The organism is Brucella rhizosphaerae, assembly GCF_002252475.1.
Lineage (GTDB): Bacteria > Pseudomonadota > Alphaproteobacteria > Rhizobiales > Rhizobiaceae > Brucella > Brucella rhizosphaerae.
Genome location: NZ_NNRK01000030.1, coordinates 1 through 20613 on the forward strand (window position 1 = coordinate 1; position 20613 = coordinate 20613).

Below are 20613 nucleotides of genomic sequence, written 5' to 3' on the forward strand. Positions count from 1 at the left end.
GCGGCTGTCCTTTGGTTACGCAGTGAGTCTGAAGCATTTATCGTTTTTGTATAAAGGCTGATTGAATGAACGCAGCAACTGACAATGTAACGGCCCTGCGCGCAGCGGGGCCGATGGACGGGCAGCAGCAAAGCCAGGTGGTTTTGTCGGCACGTGGCTTAGGCAAATCGTTTGGCGGCTTTCATGCGGTGAAGAATGTCGATCTTGATGTGGATCATGCACGGGTTCATGCGCTGATCGGCCCCAATGGTGCGGGTAAGACCACTGTTTTCAACCTGCTCACCAAATTTCTGCAGCCCACAAGCGGCGAGATCACACTGCTTGGCGAGACCATCACCAAAACAGACCCGGCCAGAGTTGCACGCATGGGACTGGTGCGCTCGTTTCAGATTTCGGCCACGTTCCCGCATCTCACCGTGCTGGAAAATGTGAAGATCGCTCTGCAACGCCCGAGCGGTCTGGCAACACAGTTCTGGCGTTCACTGTCTGCGCTTGATCGGCTTGATGCAAAGGCCATCGAGTTGCTCGAACGCGTCGGCCTTGCCGATGCCCGGCATGCGCTGGCAGCTGATCTTTCTTATGGCCGCAAACGTGCACTCGAAATCGCCACCACGCTGGCGCTCGATCCGAAAGTGCTGCTGCTTGATGAACCAATGGCCGGCATGGGGCATGAGGACGTGCACATCATTGCTGCCCTCATCACCGATGTGGCGAAGGATCGCGCCGTGCTGATGGTCGAACACAATCTCAAAGTGGTGGCCGATATCGCCCATCATGTCACGGTGCTGCAACGCGGCGAGATCCTCGCGTCGGGCAACTATGCCACCGTCTCCAAAGACGAGCGCGTGCGCACCGCTTATATGGGAACCGAACATGAATAGAGGCCAACCCTTGCTATCTGTGCGCGGGCTCAATGCCTGGTATGGCGAGAGCCATGCCCTGCACGGCGTCGATCTCGATATCTGGCCCGGCGAAACAATCACGCTGATCGGCCGCAATGGCGTCGGTAAAACCACGACGCTACGCGCCATCATGGGTATCATCCGCAAGCGCACAGGCTCCATCACGCTCGATGGCAAAGACCTTCTGCGTGTGCCGTTGCACCGCATTGCCCGCTCAGGCCTTGGCTTTGTGCCGGAAGAGCGCGGTATCTTCGCAACGCTGAATGTGCATGAGAACCTGCTGCTGCCGCCGGTTGTGGGCAAAGGTGGAGCAATGTCGCTTGATGAGATTTACGAGCTCTTCCCCAATCTCTTCCCCAATCTCTATGAGCGTCGCAACAGCCCCGGCACCAAACTCTCGGGCGGCGAACAGCAGATGCTGGCAATTGCGCGCATCTTGCGAACCGGCGTCAAGATTCTGTTGCTGGATGAGCCGACAGAAGGGCTTGCGCCTGTCATCATCCAGCGTATCGGCGATGTGCTGGTGGAGCTGAAGAAACGCGGCATGACAGTGCTTCTGGTCGAGCAGAACTTTCGCTTCGCAGCCAAGGTTGCTGATCGCTTCTACCTCATGGACCATGGCGTGGTCACAGAGAACTTCCCCACCGCCGAATTGCCCGGCCGTATGGCATCGCTCAACGAAGCGCTAGGAGTTTGAGACGATGACAATGATCTTCGGCATCCCTGTGCAGGCGCTTCTCGGGCAATTGCTCGTCGGCCTCATCAACGGGTCTTTCTACGCAATCCTGAGCCTTGGCCTTGCCATCATCTTCGGCCTGTTGCGCATCATCAATTTTGCCCATGGCGCGCAGTATATGCTGGGTGCATTCGTGGGCTATCTGCTGCTGAGCGGCCTTGGCATCGGCTATTGGCCAGCGCTTATTCTTGCCCCGCTGATTGTGGGTCTGGGTGGCGCCATCATCGAGCGCGTGGCCCTCTCAAGGCTCTATAATCTCGATCCGCTTTACGGCCTGCTGTTCACCTTCGGTCTGGCACTCGTGATCGAAGGCACGTTCCGCTATTATTATGGTGCTGCCGGTCAGCCTTATGCCGTGCCGCCATCACTTGCAGGTGGCAACAATCTGGGCTTCATGTTCCTGCCCAATTATCGCGCCTGGGTGGTCGTCGCCTCGCTTATTGTCTGTATTGGCACATGGCTGCTGATTGAGAAGACCAAGCTTGGCGCTTACTTGCGTGCTGCCACTGAAAACCCGACACTGGTCAAAGCCTTCGGCATCAATGTGCCGCTGCTCCTCACCTTCACCTATGCTTTGGGTGCAGCCCTTGCCGGTTTTGCCGGTATTCTGGCAGCCCCCATCTATCAGGTCAGCCCGCTGATGGGCTCCAACATCATTATCGTGGTCTTTGCCGTGGTTGTGGTCGGCGGTATGGGCTCGATCCTGGGCGCGATCATCACCGGCTATGTACTCGGACTGGCAGAAGGCCTCACCAAGGTCTTCTACCCCGAAGCTTCCAGCATCGTCATCTTCGTTATCATGGCTATCGTCCTTCTGGTGCGACCCGCCGGACTGTTCGGGAAGGAGGCCTGATATGGCTGATACCGCTCTTAACACAACGCCAGCACCGCACGCGACGAAAGCTCCCGCTCTCAACAGCCTTTCGGCTGTCATCCTTGTCATCGCTCTTATCGGGCTGATCGCGGCACCCTTCATGGTCTACCCGATCTTCCTGATGAAGATGCTGTGCTTTGCACTGTTTGCCTCGGCTTTCAATCTTCTGCTCGGCTATACCGGCATTCTGTCATTTGGCCATGCGGCCTTCTTTGGTGGTGCTGCCTATGTGACAGCCCATGCAGTCAAGGTTTGGGGTGTGACGCCGGAAATCGGCATTCTGCTTGGCATGCTGATGGCAGCAGCCCTTGGCCTCGTCATTGGCTATCTCGCCATTCGCCGTCAGGGCATCTATTCGACGATGATCACACTGGCACTGGCGCAGATGTTCTTCTTCTTCTGCCTGCAGGCAACCTTCACCCATGGCGAGGACGGATTGCAGGGTGTGCCGCGTGGCTATCTCTTCGGCCTCATCGATCTCAACCAGCCGATGAACATGTATTATTTTGTGCTGGCAGTGTTTGTAATCGGGGTCTTCGCGATCTGGCGCATTATCAACTCACCCTTCGGCATGATCCTCAAATCCGTGCGTGAGAACGAAAGCCGCGCCATATCGCTGGGCTATTCCGTCAATCATTACAAACTTGCAGCCTTCGTTATGTCGGCGGCCCTTGCAGGCCTTGCCGGCGGCATGAAGGCACTGGTCTTCCAGTTCGCAACGCTCACCGACGTGGGCTGGCAGATGTCGGGCGAAGTCATCCTCATGACGCTGCTCGGCGGCATCGGAACCCTCATCGGTCCCATCGTCGGTGCCGCCTTCGTGGTCGCCCTGCAGAACTACCTCGCAACATCAGACTTCCCAGTCACGATCGTCACGGGCATCATCTTCATGGCCTGCGTCATACTCTTCCGTAAAGGTATTATCGGAGAGTTCTAATAGCATTGGTTGAGGCATTATTTATCTATCGCACCAGCGTCTTACCAAGTTGGGTCGATTATAATGGCCATATGGGTGATTATGCCTACGGCATTGTATTTTCAGACGCGGCAACGGCTTACATGGACCGAATAGGGATTGATGCTGTGTATCGTGAGAAGAGCGGAGCTACGCTCTATACGCTCGACAGTCGCATCGGCTATATGAAAGAATGTCATGCAGGCGAATTGTTACGGATAGAATTGTCTCATATCGACGCTGATCGCAAACGCATCCATATTTTCATGCGGATGCTGAACGCAGGCGGAGAAAGACTGGCGCTGTGTGAGCAGCTCCTGATGCATGTAAGTCGGGCGGACGGATCTCCCCGTGCATCTGACATGCCAGACACGGTGCAGCAACGGGTATCTGCCGATCTCAAGCACTCCCGGTTTGTTGAGAAGCCGGATTGGATTGATAATCGGATTGGGTTGAGGAAACAGAATCGCACTTGACCTGCTGCGAAATCCTACCGTCTGAAATGCTCTGATTGTGCGATCAGGAGATGGACATTATTTCCAGTTCAAGTTGCCCCAGTTGGACAACATCACCTACAGTTTTACCGATAATCGCAACGGCAACCGGTGAACCATGCGATATGGAAGCTTGAGACGGGTTGGCTTCATCCTCTCCAACAATACGGAAGGTCTGCTTGCGCCCATCCTCTCGCTCGAAGGTTACTGTGTGCCCAAAGGCAACCATTTCATTGGATGCGGGCGGCGACATAAGCTGAGCTGTGCGAACGCGCTCGGTGTAATAACGCAAATCTCGTAATGGAGCCGCTGACTGCCGTCGACGCTCATTGATATCTTCCAGCAAATTTGCCGCTTCAAGAGCGCGTTGAGCGGTCGCCAACTCTTCGTGCAGCATAGCAAGCCCGGTGTCTGTAACAAGGTTGATGCGATCAGAGATAGGACGAGCTGGCAGGATGGTTTCCGAAGCAGCCTCGGCGCTTTCCTCTTTGGCAAATGCTACACTCAATTGGTTGGGCCTCCGTATCGAATAGTGTTTGCAATAGGATAGCTTAACGCCGACAAAAAAGCCGTAACAATTTGGTTGCTGCTTTAGCAAGGGCGGGATCACCCATCTGCTCATACTTGACATTTAATCAATCGATTGATTAAATCGAACAATGAAAGCACCATTACGATCTGACCACGACGAGCAGCCCCCTTCCGGTGATCAGACACGGATGGCCCTAATCCATGCGGCGTTGCAATTGTTTGGTTCTAAAGGCTTTGATGCGACTTCGACGCGTGAGATTGCTGCTTTCGCCAAAGCGAATGTTGGTTCCATCGCATATCATTTCGGCAATAAGGAAGGCCTGCGGCTTGCAGCGGCCGACTACATTGTCGAGACAATACAAGGTGTTGCCGGTCAGGCCCTGGGTCATTACGGGATAATCGGCGCGCCTGCCACCACAAAGGAAGATGCACGCCAGCAATTGGGCCTTGCGCTGGAACGGATGGTCCAGTTCATCGTCGCTCAACCCGCGTCGGGCGAGATTGTCCAGTTTCTGCTGCGTGAACTGGCGCATCCGACAGCTGCGCTCGATCGCATCTATTCCGGCGTTTTTGAACCGACCCACAAGCGGCTTTGTGCGGTATGGGAGGCGGCAACCGGTGAGCCCGGTGAAAGCGAACAAACCCGCCTTACAGTCTTCACGCTGCTCGGCCAGATCGTCTATTTCCGTATCGGCCAGGAGGCTGTGAAACGGCGCATGGGCTGGACGACATTTGGACCTGAACAAGCTACCGCGGTCGCTAAAGTGGCAAGACAAAATCTGTTGGCCATACTCGCAGCTCACGATGCACAAAACGAGGAAATCCGGCGATGAGTCTTCTTTGTGTCCTGCCTTTTGCTTCGTATCTCTTTGCGGCATGTGGGGTGCAATCACTGGCGGTTGGCTATGTTGAAGGCGAGTTCGTTCAGCTTGCGCCGCTTGAAGTTGCACAAGTGCAATCAGTTATGGTGAAACGTGGTGACCGCGTGCAGCCGGACAAACCGATTGCACTTACTGAAGATACGGATGCGAAAATCGCTGTTGCACAGGCCGTCGCTACTTTAGCACAGGCCGACGCGCAGCTTGCCAATCTGCAGGTCGGCAAGCGCCCGGATGAAATAGCAGTTCTGGAGGCATCCGTACGCACAGCCAATGCTCAGGCTGAAGATGCGCGGCGCACGCTTTTGCGTACGCAGGATCTCACCAAACGGGGAGTGATGACGCAGGCGCAGTTGGACGATGCCAGGACTGGTCTGGAAGTGGCGGAAGCAAACATCAACCAAAGCACGGCCAATCTGGCCGTGGGCCGTTTGCCTGCGCGTCCGGAAGAGATCAAAGCGGCAGAAAATGCGGTCAAGAGTGCGGCTGCACAGCTTGAATCTGCGCGCTGGCATCTTACCAAGCGAACAATCGTTGCGCCAGCAGCGGGCCGGATTACCGACGTGATCCGTAATCCGGGCGATACGGCCGGGCCGACAGCGCCGGTATTGACCATGCTGCCGGACGGTGCGGTGAAGCTGAAAGTCTATATTCCCGAAGACAAATTTTCGACCGTCAAGGTCGGTGATGTGTTGTCTGTTCGCTGCGATGGCTGCGCGCCGGGTCAACAAGCTCGTGTAAGCTATGTTTCGCCCGATCCGGAATTCACGCCGCCAGTTATTTATTCGCTCGAAACGCGTCAGAAGCTCGTTTATCTGGTCGAGGCGCATCCGGTCGATCCGGCCTCTCCACTCCAGCCCGGTCAGATCGTTGATGTCGATCTGAGCATAAAATAGCGGAGGTCGCTATGTCTAACGCAATCGATGTGAGAGGGCTCGTCAAACGTTTCGGCGACGCCACAGTTGTCGATCATGTCAGCATGTCGGTGGCAGAGGGTGAGATCGTGGGCTTTCTGGGGCCAAACGGTTCCGGAAAAACCACGACCATCCGCATGATGTGTGGCCTGCTGACGCCGGACGAAGGTGAGGGAGAGGTGTTGGGTTTTGACCTGCTCACGGAAGGTCTGAAGATTAAGCGCGAAGTCGGCTATATGACGCAGCGCTTTTCGTTCTACGAAGATTTGACCATCGCCGAAAACCTTGAGTTTGTTGCGCGGCTCTATCGGCTCAAGCCTGTGCGCGAGCATGTGGCGCGTACGCTGGAAGAGCTTGGCCTTACATCGCGCGGCAATCAGCTTGCTGGAACGCTTTCCGGTGGCTGGAAACAGCGTCTCGCACTGGCCGCCTGCATCATGCACAAGCCAAAGCTTCTGTTGCTGGACGAGCCGACCGCGGGCGTCGATCCCAAGGCACGGCGGGATTTCTGGGATGAAATTCACCGATTGGCCGATGGTGGCCTGACAGTGCTGGTTTCGACCCATTACATGGACGAAGCCGAACGCTGCCACCGCATCAGCTATATTTCCTACGGCAAGCTGCTGGCAACCGGAACAGTTAAAGATGTGATTGCCCAGGCGGGACTTACGACTTTCATCGTTAACGGACAGCGGCTCGGCGATATTGCGCGCGAGCTCGAATACGAGCCGGGGGTCGAACAGGTAGCGCCTTTTGGTGCCACGCTGCATGTCGTCGGTTCGGACCGGTCAAAGCTTGAAACCGCGCTGAACAAGATCAGGCATCGTGAGGGCATCACCGTCGAAACGGGCGAAACCAGTCTCGAGGATGTCTTTATCCAGTTTATGGCCAATGCGCAGGACAATATGTCTAAGTCCGACAACGCCAGGAGCAGCAAGTGATGCGTGGCAACTGGTTTTCGTTTGAGCGTCTTGGTGCGATGCTGATGAAGGAATTCATCCAGATGCGGCGCGACCGCATTACCTTTGCGATGATGCTCGTGGTCCCGCTGATGCAGCTTTTGTTGTTCGGATTTGCCATCAACAACGATCCGAAAAGCTTGCCGAGCGCGCTTGTCGTGACCAGTCAGGATCACTACACGCGTGCAATGATTTCAGCGCTGGAAACAACGGGCTATTATCGTTTCGATCATGTAGTGCAAAGTGCCGCTGAAGCGGAAGCTCTCATTGCCAGTGGCACGGTTTCCTTTGTTGTGACGATCCCCTCCGACTTTGCCCGGCGGGTAGATGCAGGTAATGCCCCTCAAATCCTGATCGAAGCGGATGCTACTGATCCATCAGTTGCCAGCGGTGCGATATCGACCCTTAGCACGGTAGCCAGTCAGGCTCTGTTGCGTGAGCAGGGAAAGCAGGCAGAGGCGGCGGAAGCGGCGCGCAGTCAGCTTCAAGTCGTCGTGCATCGACGTTACAATCCGGAAGGCGTCTCCCAGTACAACATTGTTCCTGGTTTGCTGGGTGTGATCTTGCAGATGACGATGGTGATGATGACTGCCATGGCGCTGACCCGCGAAACCGAACGCGGTACGATGGAAAATCTGCTCGCTATGCCCGCCACGCCTGCGGAAATCATGCTGGGTAAGGTGCTGCCGTTTCTTGCAGTTGGGGCAGTGCAGGTCGTGGTCGTTCTGGTCGCGGCGAAGCTTCTGTTCGGCGTGCCTTTTGTAGGGTCGCTGACATTGCTTCTCGCGTGCGTGCTGATTTTCGTGTTGTCTCTGGTGCTGCTGGGCTACACAATTTCGACAGCTTCACGCACGCAGATGCAAGCCATGCAGCTCACCTTCTTTTTCTTCCTGCCTTCGCTGATGTTGTCGGGGTTCATGTTCCCGTTCCGCGGTATGCCGGGTTGGGCTCAGACATTGGGGGAAATTTTCCCGCTAACGCATTTTCTGCGTATCGTGCGTGCGGTTATGCTGAAGGGTGCCAGTCTCGCCGATATTACCGGCGAAGTGAATGCCCTTATATTCTTCGTATTTCTGTTTGCTTCGCTGGCACTGCTGCGGTTCAGGCGCACATTGGACTAAAGCGGATCGCCGGCATTGAGCCTGTGTATGTTTCCGCTCAGAGCCCAGTGGGTGCAGCAATTTTCTCAAAAATCTCGGTTGTATTTCGGCCAACAGATTTAGCTCGGTAAAGAGCTTTGTCTGCATTTTCCCAGATCGTGTCGAACTCGGTACGCTCTTTTACATATCCCGAGCAGATACCGATGCTCACCGTAAATGGAACAGTGGCGCCGTCACGGATAAAAGGTCTTTCTGTGAGTTTCATTCTGAATTTTTCACACAATGGTGCAGTTGAATGAGCCACTTTTCCAGGAATAAGGATCATGAACTCCTCGCCACCTACTCTGGCAATCAAGTTATAGTCCCGGAACGTATATTTTAATAGTTCCGCACAATGCTTGAGAACAGCGTCTCCAGTAGCATGACCATGTGCGTCATTGATAAGCTTGAAATGATCAATGTCGATCATGATCACACATACGAGGTTCGAATCTTTCTTCTTCGGCAGAACTTCAGACAGTGTTTCAATGCTCCATCTGTTCAGAAGACCGGTCAGCGGATCACGCAACGCTATTTCGCGCAGATTGTTCAAACTCCGCTCATAAGCAATCGATAAGGAGAAAGCGCCGCTTGCGCTTATGTGGATGGCTGCGGCAATGAGATTTAGCTCGAGAAAAACATCAGCGGGCAACAAAGAACTCATCGAGGAGTCGAAGACCCATCCCTGCAGAACGCGCAAGAAAGAAGACAGAACGACCACTGCATATGCAAGGATCAAACCCCATTTTGATTTCAAATCTTCCTGATCGACGCTAATCGTCCAGATGATTGTAACGAGCTGCACGGTAATCAGTAAGTTGATCACTCCAAAGGTCAGACTGTTGCCTATAAACGGCCAGAGCATAAAAGCCAGAGTCGCCTGTATGGGAATGATCAGTACAGATATCAGGGGCGTTGAATGACCAAAGAACGCTCGAATAGCTATCAAGCGGAAGCCGAGGCCTATAAACAACAGTAAATTTGGCAGAAAAACGCCGTTCGCTGTTCCATCAATCTGGTAAGAGAAAATCGCGAAGGCAATAGCAAAAACGACGTTTGAACTCACCATATAGAACCAATAGGTGCGGTCCTTTTGCCCCAGTCCAGCAAACGCAAAAGCGATCGCGAAGACAACTAGCAGCAGTGCGTTGATCGTGAACATTGTCTGCTGATCGAGATTCAGTAGTGCAGACATCGCGTTACGGCCCTCGAACAATATGTATACTAGCTGGATCAGCTCGTATTTGCTTAAGCGATTGTTTTATCGAATTCCTATCGAAATAACGGCTCTGTACCTTTATCGGTAGGTCACTAAAGTTCCACCAAGGCATCCCCTAATGCTTCAATATCTCGCAACCGTTTGCGTCCTGCCACTCCGGCTTTTTCAATGGAGCGTGTCGCAAGAAGGTGGCAAAGACCCATAACCGCAACATGGTTGAATAACGGTCCCGGTGCGAGTGTCTGGCAGTAAAAATGCCACTGAGCTGATGAACGGAATGGGGCGCCTTCATCAGTTATATAGAGCAACTTTGCCCCCCGCTTTTCGATAACGGAAAGAATATCGTCCATTTTTGCGATGCGCCGGCGAAGGGCAAAAACGATCACAAGATCACCCGGCGCTATTGCGGCAATATACTCCGCTAATGTTTGCCCCGGTCCCGGAATTGCGATGATATTGTCGACAACCTGCATCATCTGCCACTGCAAATAGGAGGCAAAGGGTTGGCTGCTGCGAAAGCCAACAACCCAGGTCTTGCGGGTTGTCAACAGCGCTTCAACCACGGCATCAATCTGAGTGTCGCGAATGGAAAGAAACGTCTTTTCTAAGTTGGCTATCCCCTGGCCAACATGCGCCGCAAGAGATTGCCCATCAGCCAGATCTGTGACGCTTGAAAGAAAAAGTCGCGAGCCGGTCTGTTTTTCTTCGCGGGCGTGTTTGCGTGACTCTTCATAAGATTCATATCCAAGTCGGCGAACAAACCGGGTGACCGTTGCATTGGATACATGGGCGAGCGAGGCGAGTTCAGAGGCCGAATAACTTGCGAGTTCGCCCGGAAAATCACAGACGAAGTCACCCAGCCTTTTTTCGGCTGGAGGCAGGTCGTTGAGTACATCTCTCACACGTGAGAGGAATGATCGTGCTGCGGCATTCATGGGCGGTATATTGAAATCCAGTTTTCAGGTTGCACGAATTATTAGCAGATTTTCAATCGATGTGCATCCTTTTTGATCAAATAGCATTTACTGTATCTATCTGAATTAACGTAATAAAAAATGTGTTGTCAAAATCAGTTTTCTTGTGCTTCAATATGAAAAAATAATTTCATACGGCTGAACAAAGGAGTTAGACCGGTATGGCAGGGGAACAAATGGTACAATCTGGCGCAACGTCGCCAGCGAACAAACAGATGGAGCAGGCGCTCGGAAATATCGGCGTCACGGGTGCACACAAGCAAATTCTGCTTCTTGTGCTGATCGGATGTCTTTTCGACAGCTTTGAACAGAATACAATCGGTCTGGTGGGGCCGATCTTGCGTGAACAATGGGGTTTGACGGGAACAGATATTGGCTTTCTGAACACGATCACCTTTGCAAGCGCTGCTGCCGGACGTCTATTGTCGGGCATCCTTGGAGATCGCTATGGCCGTCGGGTGATGCTCAGCTTCAATCTGCTTTTATTCACTCTGGGCTCCGCGCTATGTGCTCTCGCGCCGGGATTTGGATGGATGTGCGTCGCGCGTGCGATTGTAGGCTTCGGTGTAGGGGGAGAAATTTCTACCGCGGTGACAATGCTGGCCGAGTTCTGTTCACCTAAATTTCGCGGAACTGCCGCAGGGCTCGTGAATGTAGGTGCTGGTGGATTTGGGAATTTTCTTGCGCCCGCCTTTGGCTTGCTGGTGTTTACACTCTTCCCCGGGGAGAATAGCTGGCGTTGGCTGTTTGCAGTGCTTGCAATTCCGGCATTCCTCGTCGTTTTCTTCCGCCGTTATGTTCCGGAAACGCCACGTTTTCTGGCATCGCAAGGAAAGACCGACGAAGCCAACAAAGTACTTTCAATTCTGGCATCGGGTACTTTGAGACCTAAAAACCTGAAAGTGAAAGAGTATCTATCCAAGCCGGAAGCAGGTGAAGTCAAATCGACAAAAGGCAACTGGAAAGAATTATTCCATCCACCATTTATTGGTCGGACCATCCCGGTGGCGATTGCGATCCTGATGAGCTACGGGGCGCAGCTTTCTGTGCTTACGCTCATGCCCATGATTTTCATCTCAATGGGATACACGCTCTCCGGTAGCCTTCTTTATAGCATGATTATCCAAAGCGGCAGCGTTTTAGGTGCGATTGCAGCGTCGGCTTTCGGATACTATTTTCCACGTAAGAGAGTTCTCACGATCGGTTCGGTATGTGCATGCGCAGCTGCACTCTCTATCATCTATCTCGGGACGAGCCTTTACCTGGTGCTTTTCTTCGGCGCCTTGTTCCAATTTTTCGTATTGCTTCTCAATACGTCGATCTGGATCTATGCACCGGAACTTTACCCAACGCGCATTCGCGGCTTCGGTGTGGCATTAATTCTGGCGAGTGGCTCCGCTGCCGGTTCGTTCGTTCCGACGATTGCCGGAGCACTGTTTGACAGTTTCGGAATGATTGGCGTGTTTAGTCTTGCTGCATCGATGTATGCTGTCTTTGCATTCTGCATTCAGCTCGGGCCAGAAACTTATGGCCGTTCGATGGAAGATATAACTCAGCCTGCAGACGTCGACATCACTGTTGCAACCACGCTTAAAACTGCAAAAGAACAGGCCTGACAATAATGGCATCATCTCCTTATGTTTTGCTGATTAACCCGAACAGTTCAGAGTTGACGACGGGGATGATGCTAAATATTGCGCGACGCACTTCTAACGGGCGGCTTCAACTTGAAGCCGCTACGGCGGATCGAAGTCCGCCGATGATTATCAATGAACGACAACTGATTGCCTCCGCAGAGCAGGTGATTGAGATCGGCATAAATCGCTCAGCAGCATGTGCCGGGATCATCGTTAGTGCTTACGGTGACCCAGGTGTCATGTATCTCCAGGAGGAGCTATCGGTACCAGTGATTGGCATTTGCGAAGCCTCGATGATTATGGCGGCAGCAAAGGCCCGTAAATTTGGCGTGGCAACTGTGACACCTGAACTGGCGGATGCGATTGCTGCACGGGCAGATAGCCTTGGCTTCACGCAGCTCTATACAGGAATACGTTGCACACTGGGCGATCCGCAAACACTCGCCAGCAACAATGATCAATTGTGTGAAGAGCTGGAGAAGGCTGCAAATCTCTGCATTCTTGACGGAGCCGAAGCAGTCATAATCGGTGGAGGGCCGCTTGGTGAAGCAGCAGAATATTTGCGGACCCGCTTTGAAATTCCAATCATAGCGCCGATATCAGCAGCGGTGGAACTTATCATATCGGCCTTGACAGTCACTAAGACCGGCTAGGCCATAGCCCATGGTATTTGTAAGCAATCAATTAAATACGGGCGACATCATGTTGAACTCGCGTTGAATAGAGCACATTGCGGCCTGAGTGCGGTGCTGCAGCGAGCTTCGTGAACTGTAATTCGAGGAAATCCAAACTTTGGACGTCGGCTTCAAGTATGAAATTAGATCTGGGGCCCGTGCGGTTTCTAACGTTTCAGCCCGTCTCCTCAATAGCATTATGCGTGTATTGCCTGGTGAAGCTGGTAAAGAATTCCAGTTTCCCCAGAACGTTAGACGGGTATAGATCGTAGGAGATGAGCTATTTTATCCAGAAGGATAGATTTAGAAAGTTGGTACCACTCAAACTAAGTTGGCAGATTACGGGGTTTGAAATTTGTTCAATAAAGCCAGCCGGCACTGATGAGTTTCTATAATTATTGCTATCAATATTAATATATAATTCTAAATTAGAGAAATCTAATTATGGTATATAATACACCTAAAAGTGGCGATATTTTCCTCTATGCTCGAAAAAGTAAACGTCAATTGTGCAACCGAGGTTCCATCTTTCTAGGGAGTATCCATTAGGTCTCTAAAATACATTCGGAATTCTTCGTTGTTGGTTTATAAATATCTATTATTTTCGATACTAAAATGCTTTAAGGGGGCATATTTATTCGAAAATCGGGGGCGATTTAAATGATGCGCTGCAACGTATGCCTTGGCGGCAACCGGAACCGTTATACAAATTTGTCAGCGCGAAAAAGTGGTTTCATCATGGCTTCCTGGTTGAGTGCTGTTTCAGTCATAGCGCTCGTAGCAAGTGGTGTGATGGTGTCACAGCCTGCGACGGCTGCAAGCGGTGGTAGCGGCGTATCGAGCGGCACTATCTTTGGTGGTGCTGCCGGTGCTGATGGCACAGCCGCCGATGCTACGGGAAAAGACGGATTTTCTGGAGGTCCTGCAACTTCAGGCGGTGGTGGTGGAGCTGTTGACTTGACAACAGGTCAAGGTGCCCATGGAGGCAGTCAATGGAATATCAGCTACAAAAATAAAGGTGTCCCGGGCGCTGATGGAGCTGCGGGGGCTAATACTGATCTGGTTAATCGCAACATAGTTGGTGCTGGCGGCATCCTTGGCGCGAGCGGTGATAGCGTCACTTCAACAAGTGGTAGCGGTGGCGGCGGCGGCGGCGGCGGCGTTAGCACTGATCAGTTTATAACGGTTACAGGTTCGGGCTCTGTCGTCGGCGGTGCTGGTGGCAATGGTGGCACCTCAAGTGGCGGTGGTGGTGGCGGTGTTGGTATCTTCACATCGGCTGGAGGTAATGTAGATTCCGGAGGTGCTGTAACCGGCGGCAAGGGAGGAGACGCATTGGGCTATGGCGGCGGCGGAGGCGGTGCTGCTGCTATCTTGATGACCGGTGGCGGTATATTGACCAATAGTGGCACGATCATCGGCGGTGCAGGCGGAGGAACTGATACTCGTACTCCCGCCCTCGGTGGTGTTGGTGGCAATGGTGGTGAAGGTATCTTGCTTACCAATGGCGGTACTGTCGTCAATAAGGCTGACGCTACCATTACTGGCGGAAATAGCGGAAAAAATGGCACTAATCTTGCAAAATTCGGTGCGCAAGCATCAAAAGGTGGCAATGGTATTAGTGGCGCAAATGTATCGATTGTGAATGCTGGAACTATCTCCGGTGGTGCAACGACTGGCGGCGGCGTTGTAGATGCTATCAGGTTTACCGGTGGCGTGAACTCGCTTGAAATCTGGTCGACCTCTGTCATCAACGGCAATGTACAGGCATATAGTTCCGCTGATAAGTTCACTCTCGGGGGGGGCGAGAATAGTACGTTTGATGTCTCGACAATTGGTGACACCGCAAAATATCGCGGCTTCGGAGGCTTTGGGAAAACCGGCACATCGTCATGGACACTGACAGGCACAAATACTGGTGTGACTCCATGGACGTTGAGCGGTGGCACATTGTCTATCTCTCAGGATGAGAGCTTAGGCGATGAAGCAGGCGATCTGACCTTTAATGGCGGTACACTGCAAACAACCGATAGCTTTGAAATCAACAGAGCCATTACACTGACTGTAGCTGGCGGAGCTATTGAGACCGCCACGGGTACGGTTCTTACCGTTACGAGTGCAATTGACGGCGCTGGCGGACTGACAAAACTCAGCGCGGGCACTTTGGTTCTGACCGGCAACAACAGTTATGCTGGTGGCACAACGATCAGCGCGGGCACGTTGCAGCTCGGCAATGGCGGCACAACCGGCAGTACCACAGGCGATGTTCTTAACAATGGCACGCTGGCCGTTAATCGTAGTGATACACTGACACTCGCAGGCACAATCAGCGGCACTGGCTCGCTTGACCAGTTCGGAACCGGCACAACGATCCTGACTGGCAACAATAACTATACTGGCGGCACAACGATCAGCGCTGGCACATTGCAGCTAGGCAATGGTGGTACAACCGGCAGTATCACAGGCGATGTTCTTAACAATGGCACGCTTGCGGTTGATCGTAGCGACACGCTGACACTCGCAGGCAAAATCAGCGGCACTGGTTTACTTAATCAGAGTGGAACCGGCACCACGATCCTGACCGGCAACAATAGCTATACCGGCGGCACAACGATCAGCGCTGGCACATTGCAGCTAGGCAATGGTGGCACAACCGGCAGTATCACAGGCGATGTTCTTAACAATGGCACGCTGGCCGTTAATCGTAGTGACGCGCTGACACTTGCGGGCGCCATCAGCGGCACAGGTTCGCTTGATCAGATCGGAACCGGCACAACCATTCTGACCGGCAACAACAGCTATGCCGGCGGCACAACGATCAGCGATGGCACATTGCAGATTGGCAATGGCGGCACGACCGGCGGCATTACTGGCAATGTGCTTAACAATGGCGTACTTATGTTCAAGCGCTCTGATCTGATCGAGTTTGGTGGCGTAGTTTCCGGCACGGGAACTTTGCTGCAATCAGGCACTGGCACTTTGGTTCTGACTGGAAATAATAGTTATAGCGGCCAGACGGATATTGAAGCCGGAACACTTGTTGCGGGTGGTGATAATGTACTCAGCTCTGGTTCGGCCCATTCAGTGTTAGATGGAGCCAAGCTTGATCTTGACGGTCATAATCAGACTATTGCTTCTCTTAACAATGCCGGGGCGGTTTATCTGAACGGTAAAAGCAATACTGTTGGCACCACATTCACGATTGCAGGCGATTATGTTGGCAACAACGGAACAATCATCTTCAATACAGAATTAGCAGGCGATACTTCCAAAACTGATCGGCTCGTTGTAAACGGCGATACCGCCGGATCAACAAATGTTCAGGTTCGCAATCTCAATGGTACTGGTGCATTGACGGTTGATGGCATCAAACTCATCGAAGTTGGCGGTGCGTCTGACGGTGCATTCTCATTGCAGGGCGACTATGTGTTTGAGGGTCAACAAGCTGTTGTTGGTGGCGCTTATGCCTATCGCCTTTACCAGAACGGTGTAAGCTCACCGACAGATGGTGATTGGTATCTTCGCTCAGAGCTTAAAGATAAGACGCCGCTCTATCAGGCCGGTGTTCCGGTCTATGAAGCTTATGCGGGCGCTTTGTTAAACCTGAACAGTGTTTCCACACTACAACAACGCGTTGGAACCCGTTACGCAAATAATGGCGCTGCAACGCAAGGTGCTCCATCAGAGGCGAAAGCACCTGCTGTATGGGGTCGCATTGAAGCGGCGCATTCAAAACTCGCACCAAATACTTCAACGAGCTCAACTGATTATGACCTTGATACCTTCAAAATGCAGGCCGGACTGGATGGTCAGTTCTATGAAAGTACAACTGGCAATGTGATTGGTGGCCTCACTGTTCATTACAGCAAGGCTTCTGCTGACGCCAACTCCTTCATTGGCAACGGTAAAATTGATATCGACGGCTACGGTTTTGGTGGAACATTGACCTGGTATGGTCAAAACGGCTTCTACGTCGACGGTCAGGCACAAGCAACGTGGTACAAGAGTGATCTGTTCTCTCATACGATGGATCAAGGCCTCGCCAATGGAAATGATGCATTCGGGTATGTTTTGAGTGTAGAGGCCGGTCAACGTTTTGATATCAATCAAAACTGGTCGCTCACACCGCAGGCACAAATGGCCTATTCCTCCGTTGACTTTGATAGTTTCAACAGTGTTTTCAAATCTGGTAGTGCTCATGTCTCACTTGGCAAAGCAGATAGCTTGAAAACCCGCCTCGGTATTTCTGCGGATTATCAGAACTCATGGATTGGATCAGACGGCAAAGCCGTGCGTTCAAATGTGTATGGCATTGCCAATCTTTATCACGAGTTCCTCGATGGTACTGATGTCAATGTTTCAGGCGTGAACTTAGCCAGTGAAAATGATCGTACCTGGGGCGGTCTCGGCGCAGGCGGCACTTACAGTTGGGCTAATGATAAATACGCGCTCTATGGCGAAGTCTCGCTGAATACCAGTCTGTCCAATTTTGCAGATAGTTATAGTATCGGTGGAACATCAGGCTTTAAAATCGCGTTCTAAGATGACGCGATTGAGAGTCCGAAACTAGGTAAGCATGCGCTTTCAAGCTAACAATGGCAGCAGAATTAACGTAAGTTTTTTCGAGCCATTGTTGGCTTGGGCTTTCATTTCTGCTGCCTGCCATCGCGTGGCGCTGCATATTTTCTCGCCGAACGCGGCACAAGTATCCCAATCGAGCTATTGTCATAGACTGCTGATCAAGTCGTCATTGCATGACGCGAGATGGCTTTCTTACCTCCATAAACTGGTATGCATTACCGGCCACTCGGAATTTCATGGATGTGAAGCGCCTACGGAAGCTTTGCAATACCCCCATGATCTATTCTGCAAAAATGGCCCAAGTGTGAATTATTATTCATACATTGAATTATATTGACAGTCGTTTCATCTTGCGCTTAGTTACCTATGCCAGCAGTCGAGGAGGAGTGTTGGCTTTCTTAAAGAACAGCGGCGCCACGCAAAGCGCGCGCAATAATGGAGGGGCCTTGGCCCCAAGGGGGAACCTTGCGCAAATTTCTGAGCACAACAGCATTAGCAGTTCTTGCATCTACACTTTTCTCTTTTGCCGCAACTGCCGAAACGGAAAATCCGTTCCGTTGCAAGCCGGGCGAAAAATACGTCATGAATGTGATGGTTTCCGGGGTTGAATATTGGTTCCCGGTTTATGAAATGTTCAAGCAGGCAGGCCAGCAATTTGGCTGTGAAACCGCCTATACCGGCACACCGGAATATGATGTTAACAAGCAGATTGCCAGTTTTGATCAGGCTCTGGCACAAAATCCGGCTGGTATTCTTGTTCATCCGATGAATTCAGATCCGTTCATTGAGCCTATCAACCGTGCGGTTGATCAGGGCACATCGGTGGTCACATTTGCAGCGGACTCTCCACTTTCCAAGCGGGTATCATTCATTACATCAGACAATACACGTGAAGGCACCTATGCCGCGGATGCCATTGCTGAAAAGCTGGGTGGCAAGGGCGAATATGCCGTGCTTGAAAATCCGGGGCAGGATAATCACGACAAGCGCGTGGCCGCATTTACTGCACGCATGGCCGAAAAATGGCCGGATATGAAACTGGTCGGCAGAGCAGCATCCAATCAGGACCCGACTAAAGCCTATCAGGCTTTAATGAGTATTATTCAGGCTAACCCTAATCTGAATGCCGTATTCATGCCGGAAGCAAACTCGGCCATTGGTGCTGCACAGGCAAGCAAGGAAAGCGGCGGCAAAGTTCTCGTGATGTGTGCCGACGTGAATGCCAATATTCTTGATATGATCAAAGCTGGTGAAGTCTTCGGCTCGATCAATCCTAATCAGGGAATGCAAGGGTATATGGGCTTTCTGATGTTGTGGTTTGCCGAGCATCCTGAGCTGATTGACCCTATGAATGACGCAAAACGCGCTGGCTCCAATCCAATGAGCATTCCTTTCGTGGACAATGGTTTGTCCATTGTCACGGCTGCCAATGCGGATGATTTTTATTGGGATAAATATCTCAAGCGTCGTGGCACAAAAGGCATCGAGGAATAAGTTCTTTTCTTTTAAGTGAGCATAGCAGCCAATGGTTTAGAGCGGATCACTATATCGCTCTAAACCATGAGCCAAATCAAATGATCTGTGGTGTGGGAGTGAGACGCGTTGACGTTGAACCCGGTCTTGAAAATCTGTTCTGTCACCAAGCAATTTGGCCCGGTGAAAGCGCTGACAAATATGAATTTTACTTTGGAAAAGGGTGAAATTCATGCGGTTTGCGGTGAAAACGGCGCGGGTAAATCAACGCTGATGAATATCGTCGCCGGTATTTTGCAACCGGATGAGGGTGAAATTTTTATCGACGATGTATCGGTGAAAATCACCTCACCCACTATAGCACAGGCGCTTGGTATCGGTCTTGTGCATCAGGAAATTGCGCTTTGCCCTGATGCGAGTGTTGCCGAGAACATTTTTATGGCAACGACCAATCGCCGACGCTCATTGCTAATGAACTATCGCAAGCTGGAGCGTGAAGCACAAAAAGTTATGAGCCGTCTTGCGCCTATTGATGTACGGCGAAAGGTCTCTGATCTGGCGATTTCCAGCCAGCAGCTTGTGGAGATCGCCAAGGCCTTAACACTTGATTGTCGAGTTCTGATCTTTGACGAGCCGACCGCAGCACTCACCGAAGCAGAGACGCGCATCTTATTTAATATTATCCACGAGCTGAAAGCGCAGGGCATTTCGATCATTTATATCAGCCACCGTATGGCTGAAATATTCAGTCTTTGTGACCGAGTAACTGTTCTGCGAGACGGTTGTTTTGTTGCGACTGAAAATATAACGGACATTACTGCTGATGATATTGTGCGGCAGATGGTCGGACGCGAAATCACCCAGCTTTATCCGGCGAAACAAAACCCGGATGAGAGATCAACCAAGGCGCTGTTGTCAGTACGTAATCTTGGCGACAATGAGCGGTTTGACAATGTGAGCCTTGAACTGATGCAAGGAGAAATTCTCGGCATTGGTGGCTTAATCGGTTCTGGAAGAACTGAGATTGCCGAGGGTATGTGCGGTTTGCGCGCCATCAGCCAAGGTAAAATCCGCCTGAATGATACGCCACAGGTAATACGCCATTATGCTGATGCCGTGAAAGCTGGCATTGTATATTTGTCTGAAGACCGGAAGGGCTCTGGCATTTTTCTGGATCTCTCAATCGCGCAAAACATCTCGGTTCTGAACCTTAAAGCTTTGACCACACAATTCGGCCTGATTGATGGAAAAAGCGAAAGACAACTGGCCAGTGATTTTTCAAAGCGCCTAAATGTCCGTATGAACAATGTTGATATGCCTGTTTCCTCTTTGAGCGGAGGAAATCAGCAAAAAGTGACGATTGCCAAACAGCTCGCCGTTCGCCCAAAAGTGATTTTGATGGATGAGCCAACGCGCGGCATTGATGTCGGCGCCAAATCAGAAATCCATTTATTGCTGCGTGAGCTAGCCAAATCCGGCATCGGAATAATTGTCATTTCATCGGAACTGCCCGAACTGCTGGGGCTGTGTGATCGCGTGCTGGTTATCCGTGAAGGCACAGTCGCGGGAGAGCTTGGCGCAGATGAGATGACAGAAGAAACCATTATCCGGCTCGCATCGGGCCTGCAAAATGAACAAGCACCGCATGCAACAGAACATGCCGCGTAAAAAGA

General features: G+C 51.9%; 17 protein-coding genes. 14 read left to right on the forward strand and 3 right to left on the reverse strand.

Translation table 11 applies throughout. The features are described from left to right. Positions 1–65 precede the first annotated feature (65 nt). Genes CEV32_RS14830 through CEV32_RS14850 form a run of 5 tightly spaced genes read left to right on the forward strand, consistent with a single transcriptional unit; the run spans position 66 to position 3943 of the window. Positions 66–881 carry an ABC transporter ATP-binding protein gene (locus CEV32_RS14830; RefSeq protein WP_094577906.1) on the forward strand — a complete coding sequence of 272 codons (816 nt, stop codon included), beginning with the start codon at positions 66–68 and terminating at the stop codon, positions 879–881. Beyond that, complete coding sequence (locus CEV32_RS14835) at positions 874–1599, forward strand: ABC transporter ATP-binding protein (RefSeq protein WP_094577907.1); 726 nt, start codon at positions 874–876, stop codon at positions 1597–1599. The genes CEV32_RS14830 and CEV32_RS14835 overlap by 8 nt, the downstream gene beginning before the upstream one ends. A gap of 4 nt (positions 1600–1603) precedes the next feature. After that, complete coding sequence (locus CEV32_RS14840) at positions 1604–2491, forward strand: branched-chain amino acid ABC transporter permease (RefSeq protein WP_094577908.1); 888 nt, start codon at positions 1604–1606, stop codon at positions 2489–2491. A 1-nt stretch (position 2492) separates the two neighbouring features. Continuing rightward, entirely contained in the window at positions 2493–3449 is a 957-nt protein-coding gene (locus CEV32_RS14845) for a branched-chain amino acid ABC transporter permease (protein ID WP_094577909.1), read from the forward strand. Positions 3450–3454: 5 nt separating this feature from the next. Then, positions 3455–3943 carry a thioesterase family protein gene (locus tag CEV32_RS14850; protein WP_094577910.1) on the forward strand — a complete coding sequence of 163 codons (489 nt, stop codon included), beginning with the start codon at positions 3455–3457 and terminating at the stop codon, positions 3941–3943. 43 nt (positions 3944–3986) lie between these two features. On the opposite strand, the gene greA is transcribed toward CEV32_RS14850, so the two are convergent. After that, positions 3987–4469 (reverse strand): transcription elongation factor GreA, encoded by a 483-nt coding sequence (greA, locus tag CEV32_RS14855; protein ID WP_094577911.1) that lies wholly within the window; start codon positions 4467–4469, stop codon positions 3987–3989. Between the two features lie 151 nt (positions 4470–4620). Here greA and CEV32_RS14860 point away from each other — a divergent pair, with 151 nt between their 5' ends. From CEV32_RS14860 to CEV32_RS14875, 4 genes are read left to right on the forward strand one after another with little or no spacing between them, the layout of a single operon-like run. Further along, on the forward strand, positions 4621–5325 hold the full coding sequence (locus tag CEV32_RS14860) for a DUF1956 domain-containing protein (RefSeq protein ID WP_094577912.1): 705 nt from the start codon (positions 4621–4623) through the stop codon (positions 5323–5325). Beyond that, complete coding sequence (locus CEV32_RS14865) at positions 5322–6266, forward strand: HlyD family secretion protein (protein WP_094577913.1); 945 nt, start codon at positions 5322–5324, stop codon at positions 6264–6266. The genes CEV32_RS14860 and CEV32_RS14865 overlap by 4 nt, the downstream gene beginning before the upstream one ends. A gap of 11 nt (positions 6267–6277) precedes the next feature. After that, entirely contained in the window at positions 6278–7225 is a 948-nt protein-coding gene (locus tag CEV32_RS14870) for an ABC transporter ATP-binding protein (protein WP_094577914.1), read from the forward strand. Beyond that, a complete protein-coding gene (locus CEV32_RS14875; RefSeq protein WP_094577915.1) occupies positions 7225–8364 on the forward strand; it encodes an ABC transporter permease in 1140 nt (379 codons plus the stop codon). Before CEV32_RS14870 ends, CEV32_RS14875 begins: the two co-directional genes overlap by 1 nt. Positions 8365–8401: 37 nt before the next feature. Here the strand turns inward: CEV32_RS14875 and CEV32_RS14880 are convergent, their stop codons facing one another. Further along, a complete protein-coding gene (locus tag CEV32_RS14880; RefSeq protein WP_143128832.1) occupies positions 8402–9577 on the reverse strand; it encodes a GGDEF domain-containing protein in 1176 nt (391 codons plus the stop codon). Positions 9578–9693: 116 nt separating this feature from the next. Further along, positions 9694–10536 (reverse strand): MurR/RpiR family transcriptional regulator, encoded by an 843-nt coding sequence (locus CEV32_RS14885; RefSeq protein WP_094577917.1) that lies wholly within the window; start codon positions 10534–10536, stop codon positions 9694–9696. Between the two features lie 200 nt (positions 10537–10736). Here CEV32_RS14885 and CEV32_RS14890 point away from each other — a divergent pair, with 200 nt between their 5' ends. From CEV32_RS14890 to CEV32_RS14910, 5 genes are all read left to right on the forward strand, one after another. Further along, positions 10737–12191 carry an MFS transporter gene (locus tag CEV32_RS14890; protein WP_167382803.1) on the forward strand — a complete coding sequence of 485 codons (1455 nt, stop codon included), beginning with the start codon at positions 10737–10739 and terminating at the stop codon, positions 12189–12191. 5 nt (positions 12192–12196) lie between these two features. After that, positions 12197–12865 carry an aspartate/glutamate racemase family protein gene (locus CEV32_RS14895; RefSeq protein WP_167382804.1) on the forward strand — a complete coding sequence of 223 codons (669 nt, stop codon included), beginning with the start codon at positions 12197–12199 and terminating at the stop codon, positions 12863–12865. A 759-nt stretch (positions 12866–13624) separates the two neighbouring features. After that, positions 13625–17428, forward strand: coding sequence for an autotransporter outer membrane beta-barrel domain-containing protein (locus CEV32_RS14900; protein ID WP_268876695.1), 3804 nt, complete (start codon positions 13625–13627; stop codon positions 17426–17428). 504 nt (positions 17429–17932) lie between these two features. Then, positions 17933–18961, forward strand: a complete 1029-nt coding sequence (locus tag CEV32_RS14905; protein WP_094577921.1) for a substrate-binding domain-containing protein — start codon at positions 17933–17935, stop codon at positions 18959–18961. 108 nt (positions 18962–19069) lie between these two features. Further along, a complete protein-coding gene (locus tag CEV32_RS14910; RefSeq protein ID WP_167382805.1) occupies positions 19070–20608 on the forward strand; it encodes a sugar ABC transporter ATP-binding protein in 1539 nt (512 codons plus the stop codon). The last annotated feature ends 5 nt before the right edge of the window (positions 20609–20613 follow it).

Excerpts from the sequence above, each read along its gene's own strand:
- CEV32_RS14830 (WP_094577906.1), top strand. The coding sequence starts at position 66 with ATGAACGCAGCAACTGACAATGTAACGGCCCTGCGCGCAGCGGGGCCG.
- CEV32_RS14835 (WP_094577907.1), top strand. The coding sequence starts at position 874 with ATGAATAGAGGCCAACCCTTGCTATCTGTGCGCGGGCTCAATGCCTGG.
- CEV32_RS14840 (WP_094577908.1), top strand. The coding sequence starts at position 1,604 with ATGACAATGATCTTCGGCATCCCTGTGCAGGCGCTTCTCGGGCAATTG.
- CEV32_RS14845 (WP_094577909.1), top strand. The coding sequence starts at position 2,493 with ATGGCTGATACCGCTCTTAACACAACGCCAGCACCGCACGCGACGAAA.
- CEV32_RS14860 (WP_094577912.1), top strand. The coding sequence starts at position 4,621 with ATGAAAGCACCATTACGATCTGACCACGACGAGCAGCCCCCTTCCGGT.
- CEV32_RS14865 (WP_094577913.1), top strand. The coding sequence starts at position 5,322 with ATGAGTCTTCTTTGTGTCCTGCCTTTTGCTTCGTATCTCTTTGCGGCA.
- CEV32_RS14870 (WP_094577914.1), top strand. The coding sequence starts at position 6,278 with ATGTCTAACGCAATCGATGTGAGAGGGCTCGTCAAACGTTTCGGCGAC.
- CEV32_RS14875 (WP_094577915.1), top strand. The coding sequence starts at position 7,225 with ATGCGTGGCAACTGGTTTTCGTTTGAGCGTCTTGGTGCGATGCTGATG.
- CEV32_RS14880 (WP_143128832.1), bottom strand. The coding sequence starts at position 9,577 with ATGTCTGCACTACTGAATCTCGATCAGCAGACAATGTTCACGATCAAC.
- CEV32_RS14885 (WP_094577917.1), bottom strand. The coding sequence starts at position 10,536 with ATGAATGCCGCAGCACGATCATTCCTCTCACGTGTGAGAGATGTACTC.
- CEV32_RS14890 (WP_167382803.1), top strand. The coding sequence starts at position 10,737 with ATGGCAGGGGAACAAATGGTACAATCTGGCGCAACGTCGCCAGCGAAC.
- CEV32_RS14895 (WP_167382804.1), top strand. The coding sequence starts at position 12,197 with ATGGCATCATCTCCTTATGTTTTGCTGATTAACCCGAACAGTTCAGAG.
- CEV32_RS14900 (WP_268876695.1), top strand. The coding sequence starts at position 13,625 with ATGGCTTCCTGGTTGAGTGCTGTTTCAGTCATAGCGCTCGTAGCAAGT.